Genomic DNA, 21,610 nt, shown 5'->3' with positions numbered 1-21,610 from the left:
GATGACGACGCGCGGGACGCTGCGGGTGTATCTGGGCGCCGCGCCCGGCGTCGGCAAGACCTACAAGATGCTGGAGGAGGGGCGGCGCCGAAAGGAACGCGGCACCGACGTGGTGGTCGGGTTCGTGGAGACCCACGGCCGCCCCTTCACCGAGGCCATGCTCGACGGCCTGGAGATCGTGCCGCGCCAGAACATGACGTATCGCGGCAGCGCCTTCACCGAGCTCGATCTCGATGCCGTCCTCGCCCGCCGGCCCGAGGTGGCGCTCGTCGACGAGCTGGCACACACCAACGTGCCCGGCAGCCGGCACGCCAAGCGCTGGCAGGACATCGAGGAACTGCTCGACGCCGGCATCGACGTGCTCACCACGGTCAACATCCAGCACCTCGAGTCGCTCAACGACGTCGTCGAGCAGATCACCGGCGTCCCGCAGCGCGAGACGGTTCCCGACGCCGTCGTCCGCCGCGCCGAGCAGATCGAACTGGTCGACATGACCCCGGAGGCCCTGCGCCGGCGCATGGCCCACGGCAACATCTACAGGCCGGAGAGGATCGACGCCGCGCTCGGCAACTACTTCCGGGTCGGCAACCTCACCGCCCTGCGCGAACTCGCGCTGCTGTGGCTGGCCGACAAGGTCGACGAACAGCTCGACCGGTACCGCGCCGACCACAACATCGACACGACGTGGGAGGCCCGCGAACGGGTGGTCGTCGCGCTCACCGGCGGACCCGAGGGCGACACGCTCATCCGGCGTGCGGCTCGCGTCGCCGCCCGTACCAAGGGCGCGGACCTCATGGCGGTGCACGTCGTGCGCGGCGACGGGCTCTCCGGCGGCGACCCCGCCCACCTGACCCGCCAGCGGCTGCTCGTGGAGAGCCTCGACGGCACCTACCACCAGGTCGTCGGCGCCGACGTCCCGGCCGCGCTGCTCGACTTCGCCCGTGGTGTCAACGCCACCCAGCTCGTCCTCGGCGCCAGCCGCCGGGGCCGGTTCGCCCAGATCCTCGCGCCCGGGGTCGGCGCGACCACGACCGCCGAGTCGGGCAGCATCGACGTCCACCTCGTCAGCCACGAGCAGGCCCGGCGCGGACGCCTGCGGCTCGGGCAGGGCGAGAGCGGCCTGACCCTGCGCCGGCGGCTGCTCGGCTTCGCCCTCGCACTGGCCGGCCTGCCGGTCCTCACCCTCGTCCTGGACGAGCTGCGCGCCGAGATGGCGTTGCCCAGCGACATCCTCGCCTACCTCGTCCTCGCCGTCGCCGTCGCGCTCGTCGGCGGGCTGCTGCCGGCGCTGGTCTGCGCCGTGGGCGGCTTCCTGCTGCTGAACTTCTACTTCACGCCGCCGCTGCACCGGCTCACCGTCGCCGAGCGGGAGAACGTCTTCGCGCTGGTGGCGTTCGTCTTCGTGACCATGGCGGTGGCGACCGTCGTCGACCGGGCCGCCCGCCGCGCCCGGGACGCCGCCCGCGCCTCGGCCGAGGCGCAGACCCTCGCCACCCTCGCCGGCAGCGTCCTGCACGGCGACAACCCGCTCGACGCCCTGCTGGAGCGGGTCCGCGAGTCCTTCGGCCTGATCAGCGTCACGCTGCTGGAGCGGTCCACCGAGCGCGGCGCCTGGCGGATCGTCGCGTCCGTCGGCGGCAAGCCGTGCACGACGCCCTCGGAGGGGCAGACCGAGGTCCCCATCAACGACGACGTCTCGCTGGTACTGCGCGGGCATCCGCTGCAGGCGTCCGACCGCAGGCTCATCGAGGCGTTCGCCGCGCACGCCGTGATCGCGCTGCGCCAGCAGCGCCTCGGCGAGCAGGCCGCCACGGCGCGGTCGCTGGAGGAGGTCGACAAGCTGCGCACGGCGCTGCTGTCGGCGGTCAGCCACGACCTGCGCACCCCGCTCGCCTCCGCCAAGGCCGCCGTCGGCAGCCTGCGCAGCCACGACGTCGCCTTCTCGCCCGCCGACCAGGAGGAGCTGCTGGCCACGGCGGAGGAGTCGCTGGACAAGCTCACCCGCCTCGTCGAGAACCTCCTCGACATGTCCCGCCTGCAGGCCGGTGCCCTCGCCATGACGCCGCACGCGGTCAGCGTCGCCGAGGCGGTGCCCCACGCGATCGACGACCTCGGCCCGTCCGCCGCCGGCGTCCGGGTGAGCATCCCCGACGACCTGCCCGAGGTGTACACCGATCCGGCGCTGCTCGAACGGGTCCTCGTCAACGTCCTGGCCAACGCCGTTCGGCACAGCCCGCCCGGCACCCCGCCGCTGATCAGCGTGAGCGAGCACGCCGGCCAGGTGGAGATCCGCGTCATCGACCACGGCCCGGGCATCCCGACCGCCGACCGTGAGCGCGTGTTCCAGCCGTTCCAGCGCCTCGGCGACCGCGACAACGCCACCGGCGTCGGCCTCGGCCTCGCGCTCTCCCGCGGCCTGGCCGAGGCCATGGGCGGCACCCTGCTGCCCGAGCACACCCCGGGCGGCGGCCTCACCATGACCCTCGCCCTGCCCAGCGCCGAACGGGCCGTCGACCACGCCGATCCTGTGCTGCTGGCGCATCTGGACATCAGACGCACCGGAAGGGAGGCCCGCGACCAGGGATGCCGGTAGGGTGCGGCGCGGAGGACGGTGGCCGTCGTCAGGCACCCTTCTTCCGGGTGAGTCGCAGGGTGATTCCGGGTGCGTGGGCACGCCGCACCCGTCGCGGGGACAAGCCCGGGTCCAGGGTTTCCTGCGTTCTTGACGAACTTCATACGCCCCGATCGCCGGGCGGAGCGGCCCGCCCGTCCGGGGCCGGCGTAGTGTCCGGCAGGGATGCCTTCGGGTGTCCGGCACGACCGGCAGCCATCTGCTGCGAGGAGGACCGCCGTGACGAGCCGGCAGCGACCGACCACGCCGGACAGCGCGTCCGCGGCGGGGTCGTCGGCGGCGCACGGCCCGAGCGCCCGCGACACCGCGAGGCTCGCGCTGGTCGTCGGTGCGCTCGGCGTGGTGTTCGGCGACATCGGGACCAGCCCGATCTACACCCTGCAGACCGTGTTCAACCCGGCTGACCCGCATCCGGTGCCGGTGAGCACCGAGAACGTGTTCGGTGTGGTGTCGCTCGTCTTCTGGTCGGTGATGATCATCGTCACGGTCACGTACGTGCTGCTGGCGATGCGCATCGACAACGACGGCGAGGGCGGCATCATGGCGCTGATCACCCTGCTGCGGCGCTGGAGTGCGCACCAGGGCCGGCGGGCGGCCTTCATGCTGGCCGGGCTCGGCATCTTCGGCGCCGCCCTGTTCTTCGGCGACAGCATGATCACCCCGGCGATCTCGGTGCTGTCCGCGGTCGAGGGCATCAAGGTCGTCGAACCGCCGCTGGGGTCACTGGTGGTGCCGATCACGGCGGTGATCATTGTGGCGCTGTTCATGGTGCAGCGCCGGGGAACCGCGGCCGTCGGCCGGATGTTCGGGCCCGTGATGATCCTCTGGTTCGTGACCATCGGCGCGTGCGGGGTGGCCGGCATCGTCCGGTACCCGGCCATCCTCGAGGCGCTGTCGCCGGCCTACGCCGTCGGCTTCCTCGCCGGCCACTTCGGGATCGCGTTCTTCGCCTTGGCCACGGTGGCGCTCGCGGTCACCGGCGCCGAGGCGCTGTACGCGGACATGGGGCACTTCGGCCGCCGGGCGATCACCCGGGCCTGGCTGATCCTGGTGTTCCCCGCGTGCGTGCTGAGCTACCTGGGCCAAGGCGCGCTGATCCTCCAGGATTCGGCGCACATCAGCAGCCCGTTCTTCCTGCTCGTACCGTCCTGGGGACGGCTGCCGGCGGTCCTGCTGGCGACGGCGGCGACCGTCATCGCTTCCCAGGCGGTGATCACCGGCGCGTATTCGGTCGCGTCCCAGGCCGCCCAGCTCGGCTACCTGCCCCGGCTCCGGGTGCTGCACACCTCGGAGTCCAGGATCGGCCAGATCTACGTCCCGTGGATCAACTGGCTGCTGATGATCTCGGTGCTCACCCTGGTCTTCGCCTTCCGCAGCTCGGCGGCGCTCGCCTTCGCGTACGGCATGGCCGTCACCGGTACGATCACCATCACCACCCTGCTCTTCTTCTACGTCGCCCGCTGGCGGTGGCACGCGCCGCTGTGGCTGATCGGCCTGGGCGCGAGCGTGCTGCTGGCGGTGGACCTGCTGTTCGTCGCGGCCAACCTGACCAAGCTGGCCCACGGGGCGTGGCTCCCGCTGCTCATCGGCCTCACGGCGTTCACCGTCATGACCACCTGGCAACGGGGCCGTGAGGTCGTCACCGCGGAGCGCCGCCGGCGTGAGGGGTCGCTGAGTGAGTTCATCGCGCGGCTGCGCGCCGACGGGTCGCTGACGCAGCGGGTCCCGGGCACGGCGGTCTTCCTCAACCGCGGCAAGGAGACCGCGCCGCTGGCCATGCGGGCCAACGTCGAGCACAACCACGTGCGGCACGAACACGTCCTGATCATGTCGATCCGGACCGAGCCGGTGCCGCGTGTCCCGGCGGACGAGCGGATCGTCGTCGACGACCTCGGGTACGCCGACGACGGGATCATCCACGTCACCGTGCGGTTCGGCTACATGGAGACACCCGACGTGCCCGCCGCGTTGCGGATGCTCGACCCGGCGGGGACCGAGGGGCAGCTGCAGCTCGACCAGGCGTCGTACTTCCTGTCGAAGATCGAGCTCCGCAGCGGGGACAAGCCGACGATGGCGACCTGGCGCAAGAAGCTGTTCATCGCGACCTCGTACCTCACCGCCGACGCCGCCGAGCACTTCGGCCTGCCCCGCGACCGCACGGTCATCATGGGCTCACACGTCGAAGTGTGACCCGCCCGCACCCGGTCACCGTGCCGGTGGGCGCTCCGGCAGGCGGGCGGCTCGGACCAGGAGCTGGACGGTGCCGGCCTCGACGCCGTCGAAGCGCAGCCGGGTGCCGTGCACGGGCAGCCAGAACTCGCCGTCGAGGTGCAGCCGTCCCGCGTGGTCGATCACCTCGATGCGCATGCGGAGCGGTCCCGAGCCGTAGCGGTAGTCCGCCTCGGTGAGCAGCAGCTCGAAGCCATGGCCCGGCGGCTTCATCGCGGGCCCCCTGGACGCCGTGCTGCGATTCGGCGGACATGAATGAGGTGCATGGTCACGCCGGATTTTAGGATTCTTTAAGTTGCAAGTGCAACAAGCATCTGCGCGGTCATGATCGTGTAGCGAGCTGCCCGGACTGTGCGTGGCGGGCACGTCCCTGCGGATCTTGGTGAGGGGCGGCGAGCCCGGCCTGCCCGCCCGGCCGGACCGCGTCCGCGCCGACGAGCTTCCCGTCGGATGATCCGGCGCCGTCGATCTCGTACGGGCCGTCGGAGGGTGCAGCACGACGTCCCGGGTCGTCCGTGGCCGGCCGCCTCCACCGCCGCCGGGCACTCTCCCGGTCGCAGGACCGGCTCCGCCACCTGCTCGGCGACCGGTGCGGCGCGGGCAGCGGCTGAGCCGAGCCCTGTCCGCACCGCATCCTACGGATCGTCGGAGGATGCTCGCCCGATAGGGTCGTACCATCTGCAGTTCGAGCGGTTCGGTGCTGATCGATGTGCGGGAGGTGCGGTGCGCGGGTTCGGCGACCTTGAGGCCGCGGTGATGCAGCAGATGTGGGACTTCACCGCGCCGGTGACCGTGCGGCAGGTGCACACCGCGCTGGTGCGGGACCGGCCCCTGGCCTACACGACGGTGCTGACGGTGATGGAGAAGCTGTTCCGCAAGGGCTGGCTGGAGCGCGAGCGGGAGGGCAAGGCGCACCGGTACCGCACGGTCGCGACCCGCGAGCAGTACGGCGCCGGGCTGATGCGGGAGGCGCTGTCGGGCAGCGGCGACCGGGAGGTGGCGCTGCTGGACTTCGTGCGGCAGATGACGCTGGAGGAGGCGGTCGCACTGCGCGCGGCGCTGGACAGCTACGAGCGGAAGATCTCCGGCTCGTGACCGTGCTGCTGCTGGCCGGGTTCGCCGCGCTGCTGGCCGCCGGGTGCGCCCCCAGGCTGGCGCGGGCCGGCTGGGTGGTGCGGGCACCGGGCCTCGCGCTGTTCGTCTGGCAGATGCTGTGCGCGGCCACGCTCCTCTCGGTGGTCCTGGCCGGGCTGGCCTCGATGCTGCACTGGGGCGACGCCGACGACGTCGTCTGCACGGCCTGGCGTCTGTGCCTCGACGCCCTCTTCGGCCACCACGGCCGCCCGGCCCAGGCCGTCGCCGGGACCGGTGCGGCCCTGCTGGTGGCGATGTGGGCCCGGCTGCTCCACGCGGGCTGGCGGGTCATCGGGACCGAGCGGGCCCAGGGGCGCCGGCTGCGCACGATGATGCGACTGCTCGGCTCGCGCCTGCCCGCCCTGGATGCGACCGTGATGCCGTCGCCGCACCCGGCCGCCTACCTGGTCCCGGGCGGCCACCGGCACGTCGTGATCACCTCGGGGGCACTGCGCCACCTCACCGCCGACCAGGTCCACGCCGTCATGGCCCACGAGCGGGCACACGCCACCGGCCGGCACTACTGGCTGCTGCGCACCGTGCGGATGCTGCACCGGGCCTTCCCGCGTGTCCCGATGTCCATCCTGGCCCACGCCCAGGTGTGCCGGCTGGTCGAACTGCGCGCCGACGAGGTCGCCACGCGCTCCAACCGCCCGCTCACCCTGGCCCGCGCCCTGGTCACCATGGCCGAGACCCGCGCCGCAGGGACGGGCGACGCGACGGTCCTGGCCGTCGACGGCGGCGACACCGCCGAACGCCTCGAGCGGCTCCTGCGCCCGCCGGCACCGCTGCCGAGGGCGACCGCCCGGGCCCTGGGCGTCTCGGCCGCGCTGCTGCCGGCGGTGCCGGTCGCGCTCGCCGTCCTCGACCGGTGCCTCGCCCTGCACTGAGACCCCGGCTCTGCTCGTCGGGGCGCGCTCACCCCGGGCGCGACGGCTCGGTCCGTGCCTCGGGGACCGGCCCGGTGTCGCGCCGGCGCAGGCCGGCGCGGCGTGCGCCGATCGTGGTCGCGGCCGCCATGAGCAGCGCCACCAGGCCCGAGAGCAGGAACGCGGCGCTGCCCGGCCGGGTGGCGCCGGCACCGAGGACGGCGTAGACGACGGTGCTCGGCACCATGCCGAGCACGGTGCCCGCCACGTAGACCGGGAACCGCAGCGCCGTCACGCCCGGCGCGTAGCTGACCAGGCCGAACGGGGCGACCGGCAGCAGCCGTAGCGCCGCGACCGCGAGGAGGCCGCCGCGGTCGAGCCAGGCGTCCGCCCGGCGCAGCCGCGGATGGGCGACGGTGAAGTCACGGCCCAGGACCCGGGCGGCGGTGAACGCCGCGACGCCCGCGAGGACCGCGCCCGCGAGCACGTATGCGGCGCCCGCGACGGCCCCGAACAGTGCGCCGGCGGCCACCGCCAGCAGTGAACGCGGCACCAGCGCCACCATCAGCACGGCGGTCGCCGTCACCGCGAGCACGGGAGCGACGACCCCCGCATCCCGGACCGCGGCGATGATCGCGTCGGCGCGCGGCACCAGCACGGTGCCGCCGAGCACCGCCAGTGCCGCCACGAACCCGATCAACGCGACGAATCGGACAGCGGTGGGGGAGGGGCGGTGCACCACGGCAGTATGGCCGATGATTCCTATTGATCGTAGGAGCTATGCTGTCGCCTTCATCGAAGGCGTGGTTGGTCCGTCCGGGGAGGGCTGATCGGTGGGTATGGTAGAGCGGCGGAGCGGGATCCATCGGACAACCGGTGCAAGTCGTCGCGCGGTGCTGATGCTCGGGGCCGCTGCGGCCGTCACCGCCGCGTGCACCGAGCCGGGACGCAAGACTCCGTCCGGCGCCGCCGGATCGCCCTCTCCCTCGCCGTCCGGCGCCCCGCCCGCGACCGGCCAGATCGCCACGCCCGCCGACGCGGCGGCGTCGGTGTCGACGGCGACGGACATCGCCGTCACCGTCGCCAACGCGACCCGCACCGACGTTGAGCTGCTCGACGCCGCCGGCACCCGCATCGAGGGGCACCTCCAGCCCGACGGCACGACCTGGCGGCCGGCGCTCCAGCTCTCCTACAACACGCAGTACACGGTGAAGCTCACCGTCGCGGGCGGTGACGGCAAGGACGTCACGACCACGACCACGTTCACGACGATGAAGAAGCCGGCGAACCTCGCCAAGGTCTCCAGCGTCATCCAGGACAAGCAGACCGTCGGCGTCGCCATGCCGCTCATCGTCAACTTCGGCGTCGACGTCACCAAGGACCAGCGGGCGGCGGTCCAGCGCCGCCTGCTCGTCACCAGCAACCCGCCGCAGGAGGGTGTCTGGCACTGGTTCAACGGCAAGGAGGTCCACTTCCGGCCCAAGGAGTACTGGCAGCCCGGCACGACGCTGTCGCTGCGGGCCGCCGTCGGCGGACTGTCGTTCGGCGGCAAGTGGGTCGGCGAGCGGGACGTCACGGTGCAGGCGACCGTCGGGCGGAAGCTGCTCATGGAGGTCGACAACAAGACCAAGCAGCTGACCGTCACCCAGGACGGCCAGGTGGTGCGCACCTGCCCGGTCAGCCTCGGCAAGCCGTCGAGCCCGACCGCGAGCGGCCACTTCATCATCATGATCAAGAACGAGTGGGAGTGGTTCGACTCGTCGACCTTCGGTGTCCCGTCCGACTCCGACGCCGGCTACCGGATGAAGGTGTACTGGCCGCAGCGGCTCACCTGGGACGGTGAGTATTTCCACTCGGCACCCTGGTCGGTCCAGCACCAGGGCAAGCGCAACGTCTCCCACGGCTGCACGAACCTGTCCGAGGCCAACGCGAAGTGGCTGTGGCAGCAGACCCTCATCGGCGACCCGGTGATCATCCGGGACACCGAGGAGCACGTGAAGTGGGGCAACGGCTGGACCGACTGGGACATCAGCTGGGAGCAGTACGTCAAGGGCAGCGCCATCCAATGACGACCGGTGATCGGTGACGGATCGGTGACAATCCGCCAAGATGGCATCTTGACGGCGCTTCGATATGCTGCTCCGCGATGCTGACAGCTGCGACCCGGATCCTCACGCTCCTGACCACCACACTCCTGCTGGTGGTCGGGGTCGTCAGCCCCGCGTCCGCAGAGCCCGGCGAGGACGGCGGGCAGAATCTCACCGTCCGGCAGGCGCTGGACAAGGCCCTCGCGGAGTACAACGACGCCAAGGGCCGGCTCGACAAGTCCGTCGCCGACCAGGCCGCGATCGGCGAGCAGCTCGCCAAGACCCAGGCCCGGCTGGTCGAGCTGGAGGCGTCGGCCGGTGTCGTCGCCAACGCCGCCTACCGCGGCCGCCGGGTCAGCCTGGCCAACGTCGTCATCGGCAGCAGCGACCCCGAGACCATGCTGCACAACATGGTCACCGTCGAATACGTGCTGTCGCGTGACGACCGGGCGCTGCGGGAGCTGGCCGAGACGCGGCGGACGCTGGAGCAGCAGCAGAAGGACATCGCCGCGGCGGTGGCCAACCAGCAGGCGCAGCTGAAGATCATGGAGGCCAACAAGAAGGCCGCCGAGGACGCGCTGCGCAAGGCCGGCGGCGGCGCCGACACCAGCGGCCCGTCCGGTGGCAAGGTCACCACCAGCTCGTCGGGACGCAACGCCGACGGCTCATTCCCCAAGCAGGGGTGCACGGCCGACGACCCGACGACGAGCGGCTGCATCTCGCCCCGCATGCTCAACGCGTACAACGCGGCGCGCCAGGCCGGCTACACGCACTACACGTCCTGCTTCCGCAGCGGCGGCGGTGGTGACCATCCACTGGGCAAGGCATGCGACTTCTCGGCCAACGCGAAGACGTTCGTCAACGCGAGAGCGACAGGTGCCGACAAGACGTACGGCGACAACCTGGCGGCCTGGTGCGTGGCCAACGCGAAGAACCTCGGCGTGAAGTACGTGATCTGGTACAAGCGGATCTGGCAGCCCAGCAGCGGCTGGAAGTCCTACGGCGGTGACGGCACCCCCGCCGGTGACCACTACAACCACGTCCACCTGTCGATCCAGTAGCGCCTCGCGACCCTACGGCCGCAGCGGGGTCAGGCTGCGGCCTGGGATTCGATGAGGTAGGCCCGCAGGCGGCGCTGCCGCGAGTCGTCGTCCCGCAACGGGCAGGTGTCGCAGTAGGTCTCCACCATGCTGCGGTAGTACAGGGAGCAGGTCCCGCGCACCTGGAACAGCTGCCGGCCGCCGGGATGGCGCACCGGGCACGGCGTGCCCCGGGCGGGTGTCACCGGCGCGTGCGGGGCGAGCGCGTCGAGCAGCCGCTGCGCGCGTGCCCAGGCCGCCTCGGCGTCCCGGCCGGCCAGTTGCGCGACCCGGATCGCGGTGCCGGTCACCTCGTCGGCGACGCTGCCCCACAGGTTGCGCAGCCCGAACGGTGCGCGGGCCCGCACGGCGGCCAGCAACGGCGCCAGGGCCGCCGCCGTCCGCTGCGCCCACCACGCGTCGAGGGCCGCCTCGTCGGCGCCCACCGTGCTGCGCGGGCCGGGAGGTGGACGGCACGCGCGGACGGTGTCAGCTGAAGACGGTGGAGAAGAACTCGCCGAAGCCGTTGGCGAGGTCGAGCAGGCTGCCGCCCACCGTGGACACGATGTTCGCCGCCGACTCCGGTCGGTACGCCACGAAGAACACCAGGAATGCCAAGCCACCCCATCTGAGGATCTTCTTCGGCATTGTCGCTCCTTCCCGGATCGGCAGCGCGTCCAGAGTAGTCGATCAGTGACGTATCGTGAAGGTGGCCATGTGTGTTGCATGATGATCGCAGCATGGTGAGCGCTGATTCACGACGGTTCACTCAGCAGTGATACCGGCGACGTGACGCACATCCGTCTGGGCATCGCCGCCGTCGACGCCTATGCCTTCGGTGCCGGCCGGTTCCCGCTCGTCCGGGGGTGTCGTCATGCCGGCGGTCGGGTTGGCTTGTCTGCTGGTCCCGCCGATGCCTGTTCCCGCGCAGACGTGACAACGGCATTGGCCGGTGCGTTGGCCAGCACGCCCGCCGCGACGACGGTGGCGACGACCGCCGCCGCGGCGATCATGCCCCAGCCGGCCCGCACCGTGTCTCCGAGCAGCAGGACCCCGACCGCCGACGGCACGACGACCTCGACGATCCACAGCACGGCGGTGACCGGCCCGACCTCGCCGTGTTCCAGTGCGTGCGCGTACAGCAGCATGCCGGTCACGCCGAACGCCGCCAGAGCCCAGACCAGCGGCTCCGCCACGACCACGGTGAGGGCGGCCAGCGGGCTCGACAGCGGGTGCGCGGGCAGGGTGGCCGCGCGTGCGCTCAGTGCGGCACCGCCGAAGGCCAGCCCGGCCAGCATGGCGCTCAGCCCCGGCGGCCCCCGGCGGGCACCGGCCCAGCCGGCAAGTGCCACCGGAACCGCCGCGAGCGCCAGCCCGAGGCGCACCACGCCGGGCGGTCGCGCCGGGCCCTGCGGGCCGGACGACACGGCCAGCGCCGCGAGGGCGGCGACGGTGACCACGACCGCGGCCACGTCGACCGGCCGCATCCGGGCCGACAGCCAGATCCGCGCGACCACGACGGTCACCGCCAGGGAACCGGCCAGCACGGCCTGCACCTGGTACACCGGCAGCGCGCGCAGCGCGACGAGCGAGGCCAGCCAGGCCAGCAGATCCAGCACGATGCCGCCGAGGTAGACCGGATCGCGCAGCGTCCGCGCCAGCCCGGCACCGCGCCGCGCGCCGACGGACTGCAGCACGGAGGCGACGCCGTACCCGGCGGCGCCCGCCGTCGCGAAGGCGAGCGCCGCCGCCGGTACCGTGCTCACAAGCCCGGTCCGAGGCTCGTGCGGCCGAGGAGCCGGTCGGGCTCAGCGTCCCCAGCGGTCCCGCCCGGCCGTTCCCGCGTCGGCTGCCCGTTCATGCGCGGCGTCTACCCCGGCAGCCGGGTCTCCACACAGCGCACCGGCGTCGAGGATCGCTCGACGCCCCCGATGGCCCCCACCTCGTCGAGCGATCCGGCGATCACTCTCACGATTGTCGATCGGGACGGGTGGTACCAGGACCGGCGCCGGTACTTGATCGGTACTTCACTCCAGGGCGTCGATACGGGCGCGGACCTTATCGGTCTCGGGCAGGCCGAGTTCGGTGTAGAGGGCCAGGCTCCGGCCGTAGTGCTCGCGGGCGCGGGCCCTGTCGTCAAGGGCGAGACGGGCGTCGCCGAGGCCCAGGTGCGCCCGGGCCTGCTGGTCGCGGGCACCGACCCCGGTGGCGGCCTCGAGCGCGGACGTGTGCTGGGCGACGGCGCCCGCGGGGTCGCCGGTGGCGAGTGCGGTCTCGCCGAGACCGTTGCGCACCCATGCCTCCCCGGTCCGGTCGCCGGCGCCGAGGAAGTACGGGAGTGCCTGCCGGTGGTGTTCGGCGGCCGGTCCGGGCCGGCCCAGCCGTTGCTCGACGAGTCCCAGGTCGGTCAGCGCGTGCGCCTCGCCGGCGCGGTTCCCCAGCTGCCGGTACAAGGCGAGGGCGGTGCGATGGTGCTCCTCGGCCGTGCGGTGCCGGCCCAGCCATCCCTCGGCGAGGCCGAGGTTGTTCATGGCGCGGGCCTCGCCGGAGCGGTCGCCGACCTGCCGGAACAGCCGCAGGCTCTCCTCGAACCGGGCGGCGGCCGGCGCGTGGCGGCCGAGCCGCTCCTCGATGATGCCGAGGTTGTTCAGGGCGCGGGCCTGGCCCAACGGATCGCCGATCTCCCGGAACAGCAGCAGGGCCTGTTCGAGGTGCTCGATCGCGGACGCGTACCGTCCCAGCCCCAGCAGCGCGCAGCCGATGCCGTTGACCGCCTCGGCCTCACCGGCCCGGTCGCCGGTCGTCCGGGCGGCGTCGGCGGCGTGGCCGTGGACGGCGAGCGCGTCGGCGGGGTGGCCGATGGTCAGGTGACGGAACAGGACGGCGGCGAGCCGGACCGCATGCGCCGGCCAGCCGTGAGCGGCGGTGTGGGCGACGACGGCGATCAGGACGGCCCGTTCGGCGTCCAGCCAGCCGCGGGCGGTGTCGTGATCGGTCAGGGACGGGCTCGGCGTGGCCGGTGGGGGCACTTCCGGCCGGTAGCGGCCCTCGTCCGGGTGCAGGAGGTCCATGGCCGCCGCCGCGGTGAACAGATAGTGGTCGAACATCCGGCGCTGTGCCGCTTCCGTGTCCTGCCGGGAATCGCCGGCCGTCAGGCCGAAGGCGTAGGCGCGCAGCAGGTCGTGCATGCCGTACCGGCCGGAGGCGGTCGGATGGACGAGATGCGCGCGGGCGAGGAGCTCCAGCGTGCGGTGTGCCTGCCGCCGGTCGGCGCCCGTCAGGCATGCGGCGGCGTACGGGTCGAGGTCCGGACCCGGGTGCAGGCCGAGCAGCCGGAACGTTCGTGCGGCGTCCGCCGGCAGGTGCCGCAGCGACCAGGAGAACACGGCCGACACCGAGGCACGTACGTCGTCGCCGGCGACGAGCAGGTCCAGCCGCTGCCGCTGGTCGGCCAGTTCGGCCACCAGTTCGCCGAGGGCCTCGGCGGGCCGCGAGACCGCCAGTTGCGCGGCGACACGCAGCGCCAGCGGCAGCCGGGCGCACTGCTCGGCGAGGGTGGTCGCGGCACCGGGATCCGCCTCGACGCGCGCGCCGATCAGCCGGCGCAGCAGCGTGTGCGCGTCCGCGGGTGACAGCGGATCAAGGTCGATGCGCCGGGCACCGTCCACGGCGACGAGGCCGGCCAGGGAGTCGCGGCTGGTGACCAGGACCGCGCAGGACGCCGTGCCGGGCAGCAGCGGGCGGACCTGTTCGACGGACGACGCGTTGTCGAGCACGACGAGCACGCGGCGGTCGGCGAGCCGTGTGCGGTAGGCGGCGACCCGGTCGTCCAGGTCGGCGGGGACGTCCTGAGCGGCGACCCCGAGGGCGGCGAGCAGCCGGGCCAGCGCATCGGCCGCGGTCATCGGCCGGTCCGGGTCGTAGCCCCGCAGGTTGACGAACACCTGCCCGTCGGGGAACCTGCCGCGTGCCCGGTGCGCCCACGTGACCGCGAGCGCGGTCTTGCCCACCCCGGCGGTGCCCGAGACGACCGAGACGGTCACCGCCGTCGGCTGATCGGCGGCCACCGCGGTCATCGCATCGAGCGCCGCCAGCTGCTCCTCACGGCCGATGAACGCCGGCACGTCGGGCGGCAACTGCGCCGGCACCACGACCGGTGACGGCCCGGTCGGTGGCGGCTCGGTCGTCTCGCCGGTCGCGGACCGCAGGAACCCGTCGCGGTCGGCGCCGGTGAGGCCGAGCGCGTCGGCGAGCAGCCGCACGGTGAGCGGCCGCGGCTCGGTGATCCGGCCGCCCTCGATCTTGACGATGTTGCGCACGCTCAGGTTGGCCTTGGCGGCCAGTTCCTCCTGCGTCAGTCCCAGCCGCCGCCGGTGGCTCCGGACGATGTCGCCGAACACCCTCAAACCCCCGACCCCGAGCCGTGGACTTCGATGTACCAGGTACCGTAACGGCCCGCGGTGTCCGCGCTCATGGTGGTGACGTCAGGCAGCGCCGGTGCGCTCGCCGGCCCGCGGTCCGGTCTGGTGCGTCACAGCGCGGACCGTCCGGAGATCAGAACAGCTCGATCGCGTCGGCCGTGTCGTCGGCGGCCCGGCCGCCGGTGGTGGTGGTGGTGTGGGTCATGCGCTGGCGGGTCATGACGTGGCGTCGTCGCAGGTCCTCGACGTCGACCACCCGGCCGAGCACCTCGTCGGGCGGGAGTTCGCCGCTGGCGTACCGCTGCACGTCGAGAGCCTCCCGGCGCACGTCGGCGACGGCGGCGACCACGTGCTCGATCATCTGGCGGCTGATGTCCTGGAACTGGACGTGCCCCACGGCACCGGTCGTCTCCGCGGTCAGCGCGTCGGAGCTGCGGCGCACGTCGTCGGCGGCGCGGACGGTCTCGTCCAGGACGTTGCCGATCATGGCGGTCACTTCCCGCTGCGCCGCCGCGATCCCGGCCAGCCGCCGGGTCATGGCGCTGCCGGTCGGGCTGTCCAGGTCGACCTCCGCCGTGTCGTCGACCCGGTCGAAGCCGCCGTCGTCCTCCAGCACGGCGTCGAGCCGGGCGGTGAGGTCGGCGATGCTGGTACCGATGCCGCTGGCCGCGCCGGATGACCGGTCCGCGAGCTTGCGGACCTCGTCGGCGACGACGGCGAAGCCGTTGCCGGCCTCGCCTGCCCGTACCGCCTCGATCATCGCGTTGAGGGCGAGGATGTTCGTCGCCCGGCTGACCTCCTCGATCGCGGCGACGTGGGTGCGCAGGTCACGCATCTCGTTGACGAGGTCGCGCACCTGGCGGTCGCGTTCGATGAAGTAGCGGACCAGCCGGTCGACGAGGCGGGCGTTGGTGTCGCCGGCCTCGCCGACCTGCTGCTGCGTGCGCTGGAGGGCGCCGGCGAGCCCGTCGACGTTGCCGGCCATCGTCTCGGCCAAGGCATCGACGTGCGCCAGCTGGGACACGATGGACTGCGCCGCCGTCTCGGTGTGCTCCACGACGTCGGTGAGGTGGGCCGTGATCACGTCGCAGTACGCCGGCACCGGAGCCAGCGCGGTGGTCACCACGTCGCGGCGGACCTGTTCGGCCTCGGTTTCCCGCGATCGTCCGGTTCCGAACCGTTCCAGCAGCGATGCCATCGTCGTACTTCCAATCGCGGGTCAGGCGCCCGGCAGCACCTGCTTGATGACGCCGAGCAGTTGGTCCGGCGCGACCGGCTTGACCAGCCAGCCGGTGGCCCCGGCGGTCTTGGCCTCGGCGCGCTTGGTCTGCTCGGACTCGGTGGTCAGCATCAGGATCGGGGTGAAGCGCATCCCGGCGGACTTGCGTGCCTCGCGGGTGAACGAGATCCCGTCCATGTGCGGCATGTTGACGTCGCTGATGATGAGGTTGGGGCGCAGGCCGCCGCCGAGCTTGTCCAGCGCCTCGCGGCCGTGGCCGGCGGTCTCCACGGCATAGCCGGCCTTCGTCAGGATGCTCTTCAGGCTCATCAGGATCGTGGCGGAGTCGTCAACCAGCATGACGGTGGTCATGTCGTGTCCCTTCGGCAACAGCGGTCTTCGGTGGGTTGAGCACCGGAAGCAGCTGCGCTGAGAGGAAGCTGTCATCAGGTACCGCGGTTATCTTCGGCGCGAAGGCGAGGATCGCCTGCAAAGCCGCGGTATGCAGATGGTTGCAGTTGCGGAGGTCGAGCCGGGCCTCCGGCGTGCGGCGCAGCCATGCCGCCAGCTCCTCGACCTCCTCGACCGTCACCACCCCGCTGAGCGTGGCGGCGCGCTCATGCAGCTCGAGCGCCAAGACCGATCACCTCCTTGAGGTTGAGGACGAGCAGCACGAGCCCGTCGCCGAGCAGGGCGGTCCCGACGAACTGCGGCGCGTCGCGCAGCAGCCCGTCCATCGGCTTCAGGATCACGTCGACCTCCCGGTGGAAACGCTCGACCAGCAGTCCGGCACGGCAGCCGGCGACGTTGACGACGAGGACCGCGCGGTCGGCGTCCGGTTCCGGCTGCCACGGCATGCCGAGCGTCTCGGCGAGGTCGACGACCGGGACGACCTCCTCGCGCAGGACCACGACATCCTGGTGCAGCACCCGGCCGATGTCGCGCTGTGGCATCCGTACGGTCTCGACGACCAGGTCGACCGGGATGCCGAACCGCTGGCCGGCGACGCTGACCACCATCACCTGCGTGACGGCCATCGACAGCGGCAGCCGCAGGCGGGTGACCGTGCCCGCGCCGGCCTCCGAGCGCATGGTGACGGTGCCGCCGAGCCGCTCCACGCTGGCGCGGACCGCGTCCATGCCCACACCCCGGCCGGACAGGTCCGACACCTGGTCGGTGGTCGAGAAGCCCGGCTGGAAGACGAGGTTGACCGCGTCGGCGTCGCCGATGGTCTCCAGCTGTTCCTCGTCGATGAGGCCCCGCTCGTACGCCTTCTGTTTCACCCGGGCCGGGTCGATGCCCCGCCCGTCGTCGGCGACCTCCACGACGACCGCGTCGCCGTCGGCGACCGCGGAGAGCGTGATGGAGGCCCGGGGTGGCTTCCCGGCGGCGGTACGTTCGTCCGGCGGCTCGACGCCGTGGTCGAGGCTGTTGCGCACGAGATGGACCAGCGGGTCGCCGAGCGCCTCGATGACGTCCTTGTCGGCCATCGTGTCCTCGCCCTCGGTGACGAGCGCGATGCGCTTGCCGAGGCGGCGGCTCAGGTCGCGGACCAGCCGGGGGAACCGGCCGAACGACACCGACAGCGGCAGCATCCGCACGTCCATGACCGCCGCCTGCAGCTCCTCGGCGATGCGGTGCAGCCCGGCGTACTGGTCCTTGATCCGCCGTGCCAGCGCCCGGCTGCCGAACCCCTCCTCGGCGGCCTCGGCGAGGTACGTCAGGCCGTTCTTCGCCACGTTCAGCTCACCGACCAGCTCCATGAGCCGGTCGACCTTCGCCTGGTCGACCTTGAGCATTCGTGTGCCGACCTGCCCGGTCTCGGTGTCGCCGGTGCGCCGTTCCACCCGATCCACGTCGGCGGTGGCCGGTGTCGCGGGTTCTCCGCCGGTGCCGCGGACGCGGTCGAGGAGGTCCCGGACAGCGCGGCCGATCCCTTCCGCGTCCGCCGTGTCGAGGCCGGCGGTGGTCGTACCGAGCGTGCGGGCGGCGGCCGCGACCGAGCGTGCCACGGAGCGTAGGTGGGCGCCGGCCGGCGCGCCGCCGGTGTGCAGGGCGAGCGCGTGTGCCGCCGCATCGAGGACGGTTACGACGTCGGCGACGGTCTCGTCCGGCGGCCCTGCCGGGACCTGTTCGACCGGAGCACGCAGCGCCACCGCGTCCAGCTCGACGATCTCGACCTGCTCGGACACGTAGCGGAAGACGTACTCCAGCTCGCTGGCCGCCGCACGGGTGGCGAGCACGAACCCGAGCCGGCAGGCGTACTCGTCGTAGTCGTCGGGCGCCGGCCACACGTCCGGCCGGAGCACCGCGAGGTGGTGCAGCGCGGGCACCTGGCGGACGAACAGCAGCGGGTCCTCGCCGCGGAAGTAGCAGCCCTCGTCAGGCAGGTACCGCACGAACCGCAGCGCCGCCGACGTCGTGTCGAGCCACTCGGTGAGCTCGCCGACGACCTGCGCACCGAGCTCCGCGACCCAGTCCGGCGCGGTGCGGGCCACCCCGGCGGCCCCGGCGGTCCCGGACGACGCGATGGTGCCCCCGGCCGCCGTCCCGCCGACCGGGGCGCGGAGCCGGACGATCAGCGCCGCCGCGTCCGTCTCCGCGCCGCCCGGCAGCCGCTCCTCGACGGTCACGTGCGCCAACCAGCTGCGGATCAGGTCGAAGGCGGCGAGCAGGTCGTCGGTCGTCGCCGGGTCGAGCGGCACGCGCCCGGCGCGGACCGCGTCGAGCAGGTCCTCGGCGGCGTGCGTGAGGTGCGTCAGCTCCGGGAAGTCGAACAGGCCGGAGGAGCCCTTGAGCGTGTGTGCGGCGCGGAACACCTCGTTGACCCGCTCCGCGTCGCCGGGGTCGGACTCCAGCCGCAGCAGCCCTTCGCCGACCTGGTCGAGCAGATCGCCGGCCTCGGCGAGGAACTGTGCGAGCAGCGGGTTCACCAGGCGCCCGCTTCCGCCGGGCCGCTCGCCAGCATCGTCGCGACGCGCACCAGCCGCACGGCGTCGACCGGCTTGACGAGGTACAGGTTGGCGCCCGCGCGGTAGGCCCGTTCGGCGTCGCCGGGCCGGTCCTCGGTGCTGATCATGACGATCGGCGCGGACGTCGTCACCGTCTCGCCGCGCAGCGCCTCCACGCACGCGTAGCCGTCCATCCTCGGCATGTTGACGTCGACGATGAAGAGGTCGAACGGGTGCACCAACGCCGACTCGACGGCCTCGAGCCCGTTGGCGGCCTGCTCGACCCGGAAGCCGGCGTCGGTGAGCAGCCGGCTGTGGTACATCCGGACCGTGGCGGCGTCGTCGACCACCAGCACCCGGCCCGCGCCAGCGGTGTCGGTCGAGCGTCCTCCGCCTCGCTTCGGACCGGTCATGCGCGTGCTCCCGTCGGTCGCTGGTAGGCGATGCCCTGCGGCAGTCGTTCCGGGGTGAAGATCGGCGAGATGCGACTCATCGACTCGGCGTGGCCGAGGAAGAGGTACCCGCCCGGGCGTAACGCGCCGAAGAGGTTCTCGGCGGCGCGCCGGCTGGACAGCTCGTCGAAGTAGATCAGCACGTTGCGGCAGAAGATCACGTCGAAGTCGGTGAAGACGCGCATCGTGTTGGTGTCGCAGACGTTCACCCGGTGGAAGGTGACCGCGTCGCGGATCGTCGCGTCGATCTGGTACCTCCCGGCGGCGACGGCCTGGAAGTGCTTGGCCAGCCACGGCTTCGGCACCCGCTGCAGGGACCGGGCGCCGTAGCTGCCGTGCCGGGCCCGGGCCAGCACGTCGCTGTCGATGTCGGCGGCGTGGATCTCGACGTCGACCTGGAGGATCGCCGGCCACTCCTCCAGCAGCCGCATGGCGATCGAGTACGGCTCCTCGCCGGTCGAGCACGGCAATGACAGGATCTTGACCGGGCCCTGCGGACGCCCCGCCCGGGTGTGTTCGGCGAGCACCCGCGGCAACACCGGGTCGAGCAGCGCGTCGAACTGGTAGTCCTCGCGCATGAAGTACGTCTCGTTGACGGTCAGCTGGTTCGTGAGCTCCTGCAGCATCTCCGGTCGGTCGCCCACGCGCAGCGCGCTGAACCACGTGCCGAAGGTCGGGTGGCCGGACGAGCGCACGCACGTCTCGACCCGCTTGTCCACGAAGTACCGTTTGGCGGGGGTGAACTGGATGCCGGTCCGCTTGTAGAAGTACTCCCGGAACCGCTCGAACTCCGCGTCGGAGAGCCGGACCTCCGCGGTCGACGTCGGGCTCATGTGGCGGCCTCCCGCAGGGACGGCAGGGCCGCGTCGACGGCGAAGCGCAGGAACGGGTCCTCCGGGAACCGGGCCCGGGCCGACTCCAGCACCGTGACGTGGTCGCGGCCGGCCATCGGCAGCAGCGCGTCGACCGCGGCGGCCACGACGTTCGGGTGCGGGTCGTTGGCGACGATCCCGGCCAGCCACTCACCGGTGCCCGGGTGCGGCAGATCGGCGAGCACCATCGCGGTCATGATCCGCACATGGTGGTCGGGATCGGCGAGCAGCCGCGGCAGCAGCGCCGGGACCGAGGCGGGCATCGTCGCCAGAGTGCCGGCGACCGCGGTGCGCAGGGCCGCGTCGTCGCTGGCGAGGTGAGGGACCAGCCCGGCGGCGACCTCGGCGTGGTCGAGCGCCGCGAGCGTCGTCAGGATCGCGTCGCGCACCGCCGGATCGGTCTCGACCGCAACGCGCGCCAGCAGGTCCGGCACCGCCTCGGCGGCACCGCCGAGGCCGAGCGCGGCCCGGCGGCGCACGTCGGCGTCGGCGTCGGTGAGCCGCTCCCGCAGTGTCCGCGGATCGGTGTCCCGCGGCGCCGCGGTGCTGTCGCGTCGTACGAGTCCCATGCCGGTGCCTCCACCCGTCCTTCCGCCTGCTCAGTTCACCCACTCGACGAGCTGACCGACGATCGCGTGCGAGGGCAGGACCGCGGTCGCGCCGCCCCGGCGGGTCAGCTCGCCGGGCATGCCCCACACGACGGCGGTCTCCTCGGCCTCGGCCACGGTGCGGCCCCCGGCCTGCCGGACGGCCGCCATCTCCGCGGCGCCGTCGTCGCCCATGCCGGTCAGCAGGGCGCAGACCAGCCGGCCCGGGTCGCAGCTGCGCCGCGCCGAGGCGACCAGGCGGTCGACGCTGGGATGCCAGCGGTAGTCGCCGCTCGCCGGGACCGACTTCACCACCAGGCCGTCGCCGCGCCGGGCGACGACCACGTCGGCGTTGCCCCGGCCGATGTAGACGTTGCCCGGCCGCATCGGCATGGTCCGGTCCACCTCGTGCACCCGCAGCCGGCACATCTCGTCGAGCCGGCGGGCCAGCGGCGCGGTGAACGTCGCCGAGATGTGCTGCGCCACCACCACCGGCGCCGGCAGGCTGCCCGGCAGCTGGGGGAGCAGCTCCGACAGCAGCGCCGGGCCGCCGGTCGACGAGCCGACGAGCACCAGCTCGACCCGGGCCGCGCCCCGCCGTGGCGGCGGCGCCTCGACCGGCATCCGCTCCCGCTGGGCTCGTAACCGCTGGCGCAACCCGCGGGCGCGGCCCGGCCGGGTGCCCGCCGCCGACGTCACCTTGCGGACCAGTTCCCGGGTCACGTCCTCGAGGTTCAGCGACACGGTGCCGCCCGGCTTCGGCACGTAGTCCACCGCGCCGAGCTGCAGCGCCTCCAGCGTCACCAGCGCGTTGTCCTCGGTCAGCGACGACACCATCACCACCGGCCGCGGCCGGCTGTGCATGATCTCGGCCAGGCACGACAGCCCGTCCATCTCCGGCATGTTGACGTCGAGGGTCACCACGTCCGGCTCCACGCGCTCGATCTGCTCCAGCGCGTCGACGCCGTTGCGTGCGGTGTGCACCTCGAAGTTCCCGGCGTCGAGCAGGATCTGCCTGAGCATCTTGCGCATGAGCGCCGAGTCGTCGACGACGAGCACCGTCGTGGCGGGCATCGAC

The 21,610-nt window shown here is 72.7% G+C and carries 20 protein-coding genes; 6 read left to right on the top strand and 14 right to left on the bottom strand.

Annotated features, from left to right (window positions below; genetic code table 11):
• Position 1: 1 nt before the first annotated feature.
• Entirely contained in the window at positions 2-2,593 is a 2,592-nt protein-coding gene (locus Dfulv_RS27430; RefSeq protein WP_259856331.1) for a sensor histidine kinase, read from the top strand.
• 258 nt (positions 2,594-2,851) lie between these two features.
• Positions 2,852-4,822, top strand: a complete 1,971-nt coding sequence (locus Dfulv_RS27425) for a potassium transporter Kup (RefSeq protein WP_259856330.1) — start codon at positions 2,852-2,854, stop codon at positions 4,820-4,822.
• A 15-nt stretch (positions 4,823-4,837) separates the two neighbouring features.
• Here the strand turns inward: Dfulv_RS27425 and Dfulv_RS27420 are convergent, their stop codons facing one another.
• The gene (locus tag Dfulv_RS27420) at positions 4,838-5,074 is read right to left on the bottom strand and encodes a hypothetical protein (RefSeq protein ID WP_259856329.1); all 237 of its coding nucleotides are present in this window, start codon (positions 5,072-5,074) and stop codon (positions 4,838-4,840) included.
• Positions 5,075-5,584: 510 nt separating this feature from the next.
• Here Dfulv_RS27420 and Dfulv_RS27415 point away from each other — a divergent pair.
• Both Dfulv_RS27415 and Dfulv_RS27410 read left to right on the top strand, forming a co-directional pair.
• Positions 5,585-5,956: a BlaI/MecI/CopY family transcriptional regulator gene (locus Dfulv_RS27415; RefSeq protein ID WP_319805696.1), complete on the top strand. Its 372-nt coding sequence runs from the start codon at positions 5,585-5,587 to the stop codon at positions 5,954-5,956.
• Positions 5,953-6,885, top strand: a complete 933-nt coding sequence (locus tag Dfulv_RS27410) for a M56 family metallopeptidase (RefSeq protein WP_259856328.1) — start codon at positions 5,953-5,955, stop codon at positions 6,883-6,885. The genes Dfulv_RS27415 and Dfulv_RS27410 overlap by 4 nt, the downstream gene beginning before the upstream one ends.
• 28 nt (positions 6,886-6,913) lie before the next feature.
• Here the strand turns inward: Dfulv_RS27410 and Dfulv_RS27405 are convergent, their stop codons facing one another.
• A complete protein-coding gene (locus tag Dfulv_RS27405; protein WP_259856327.1) occupies positions 6,914-7,603 on the bottom strand; it encodes a TVP38/TMEM64 family protein in 690 nt (229 codons plus the stop codon).
• Between the two features lie 160 nt (positions 7,604-7,763).
• Between Dfulv_RS27405 and Dfulv_RS27400 the strand changes: the two genes are divergently transcribed.
• On the top strand, positions 7,764-8,933 hold the full coding sequence (locus tag Dfulv_RS27400) for a L,D-transpeptidase (RefSeq protein WP_259868211.1): 1,170 nt from the start codon (positions 7,764-7,766) through the stop codon (positions 8,931-8,933).
• A gap of 77 nt (positions 8,934-9,010) precedes the next feature.
• On the top strand, positions 9,011-10,012 hold the full coding sequence (locus Dfulv_RS27395; protein WP_259856326.1) for a coiled-coil domain-containing protein: 1,002 nt from the start codon (positions 9,011-9,013) through the stop codon (positions 10,010-10,012).
• A gap of 29 nt (positions 10,013-10,041) precedes the next feature.
• On the opposite strand, the gene Dfulv_RS27390 is transcribed toward Dfulv_RS27395, so the two are convergent.
• The 12 genes from Dfulv_RS27390 to cheB form a co-directional block, all read right to left on the bottom strand.
• Positions 10,042-10,476, bottom strand: coding sequence for a hypothetical protein (locus Dfulv_RS27390; protein WP_259856325.1), 435 nt, complete (start codon positions 10,474-10,476; stop codon positions 10,042-10,044).
• A 43-nt stretch (positions 10,477-10,519) separates the two neighbouring features.
• A complete protein-coding gene (locus Dfulv_RS27385) occupies positions 10,520-10,678 on the bottom strand; it encodes a hypothetical protein (protein WP_259856324.1) in 159 nt (52 codons plus the stop codon).
• Between the two features lie 224 nt (positions 10,679-10,902).
• The gene (locus Dfulv_RS27380) at positions 10,903-11,796 is read right to left on the bottom strand and encodes a hypothetical protein (protein ID WP_259856323.1); all 894 of its coding nucleotides are present in this window, start codon (positions 11,794-11,796) and stop codon (positions 10,903-10,905) included.
• A gap of 261 nt (positions 11,797-12,057) precedes the next feature.
• A complete protein-coding gene (locus Dfulv_RS27375) occupies positions 12,058-14,430 on the bottom strand; it encodes a helix-turn-helix domain-containing protein (RefSeq protein ID WP_259856322.1) in 2,373 nt (790 codons plus the stop codon).
• Positions 14,431-14,584: 154 nt separating this feature from the next.
• Positions 14,585-15,649, bottom strand: coding sequence for a methyl-accepting chemotaxis protein (locus Dfulv_RS27370; protein ID WP_259856321.1), 1,065 nt, complete (start codon positions 15,647-15,649; stop codon positions 14,585-14,587).
• Between the two features lie 21 nt (positions 15,650-15,670).
• The gene (locus Dfulv_RS27365) at positions 15,671-16,042 is read right to left on the bottom strand and encodes a response regulator (protein ID WP_259856319.1); all 372 of its coding nucleotides are present in this window, start codon (positions 16,040-16,042) and stop codon (positions 15,671-15,673) included.
• On the bottom strand, positions 16,020-16,307 hold the full coding sequence (locus Dfulv_RS27360; RefSeq protein ID WP_259856317.1) for a hypothetical protein: 288 nt from the start codon (positions 16,305-16,307) through the stop codon (positions 16,020-16,022). The genes Dfulv_RS27365 and Dfulv_RS27360 overlap by 23 nt, the downstream gene beginning before the upstream one ends.
• Complete coding sequence (locus Dfulv_RS27355) at positions 16,288-18,603, bottom strand: chemotaxis protein CheA (protein WP_259856314.1); 2,316 nt, start codon at positions 18,601-18,603, stop codon at positions 16,288-16,290. The genes Dfulv_RS27360 and Dfulv_RS27355 overlap by 20 nt, the downstream gene beginning before the upstream one ends.
• A complete protein-coding gene (locus tag Dfulv_RS27350; RefSeq protein WP_259856313.1) occupies positions 18,600-19,034 on the bottom strand; it encodes a response regulator in 435 nt (144 codons plus the stop codon). Before Dfulv_RS27350 ends, Dfulv_RS27355 begins: the two co-directional genes overlap by 4 nt.
• A complete protein-coding gene (locus Dfulv_RS27345; protein ID WP_259856311.1) occupies positions 19,031-19,906 on the bottom strand; it encodes a CheR family methyltransferase in 876 nt (291 codons plus the stop codon). Before Dfulv_RS27345 ends, Dfulv_RS27350 begins: the two co-directional genes overlap by 4 nt.
• On the bottom strand, positions 19,903-20,514 hold the full coding sequence (locus tag Dfulv_RS27340; RefSeq protein ID WP_259856309.1) for a HEAT repeat domain-containing protein: 612 nt from the start codon (positions 20,512-20,514) through the stop codon (positions 19,903-19,905). Before Dfulv_RS27340 ends, Dfulv_RS27345 begins: the two co-directional genes overlap by 4 nt.
• Positions 20,515-20,544: 30 nt before the next feature.
• Positions 20,545-21,606, bottom strand: a complete 1,062-nt coding sequence (gene cheB / locus Dfulv_RS27335; RefSeq protein WP_259856307.1) for a chemotaxis-specific protein-glutamate methyltransferase CheB — start codon at positions 21,604-21,606, stop codon at positions 20,545-20,547.
• Positions 21,607-21,610: the final 4 nt, after the last annotated feature.

The organism is Dactylosporangium fulvum (assembly GCF_025137375.1).
GTDB classification, from domain to species: Bacteria; Actinomycetota; Actinomycetes; order Mycobacteriales; family Micromonosporaceae; genus Dactylosporangium; species Dactylosporangium fulvum.
The sequence above is the reverse complement of the archived record's forward strand: the minus strand, read 5'-3'. Positions and strand labels throughout refer to the sequence as shown.

What these genes read in the sequence shown, in the direction of transcription:
- Dfulv_RS27430 (WP_259856331.1), top strand. Translation starts at nt 2, where the DNA reads ATGACGACGCGCGGGACGCTGCGGGTGTATCTGGGCGCCGCGCCCGGC.
- Dfulv_RS27420 (WP_259856329.1), bottom strand. Translation starts at nt 5,074, where the DNA reads ATGAAGCCGCCGGGCCATGGCTTCGAGCTGCTGCTCACCGAGGCGGAC.
- Dfulv_RS27400 (WP_259868211.1), top strand. Translation starts at nt 7,764, where the DNA reads ATGCTCGGGGCCGCTGCGGCCGTCACCGCCGCGTGCACCGAGCCGGGA.
- Dfulv_RS27395 (WP_259856326.1), top strand. Translation starts at nt 9,011, where the DNA reads ATGCTGACAGCTGCGACCCGGATCCTCACGCTCCTGACCACCACACTC.
- Dfulv_RS27385 (WP_259856324.1), bottom strand. Translation starts at nt 10,678, where the DNA reads ATGCCGAAGAAGATCCTCAGATGGGGTGGCTTGGCATTCCTGGTGTTC.
- Dfulv_RS27370 (WP_259856321.1), bottom strand. Translation starts at nt 15,649, where the DNA reads ATGGCATCGCTGCTGGAACGGTTCGGAACCGGACGATCGCGGGAAACC.
- Dfulv_RS27365 (WP_259856319.1), bottom strand. Translation starts at nt 16,042, where the DNA reads ATGACCACCGTCATGCTGGTTGACGACTCCGCCACGATCCTGATGAGC.
- Dfulv_RS27350 (WP_259856313.1), bottom strand. Translation starts at nt 19,034, where the DNA reads ATGACCGGTCCGAAGCGAGGCGGAGGACGCTCGACCGACACCGCTGGC.
- Dfulv_RS27345 (WP_259856311.1), bottom strand. Translation starts at nt 19,906, where the DNA reads ATGAGCCCGACGTCGACCGCGGAGGTCCGGCTCTCCGACGCGGAGTTC.
- Dfulv_RS27340 (WP_259856309.1), bottom strand. Translation starts at nt 20,514, where the DNA reads ATGGGACTCGTACGACGCGACAGCACCGCGGCGCCGCGGGACACCGAT.
- cheB (WP_259856307.1), bottom strand. Translation starts at nt 21,606, where the DNA reads ATGCCCGCCACGACGGTGCTCGTCGTCGACGACTCGGCGCTCATGCGC.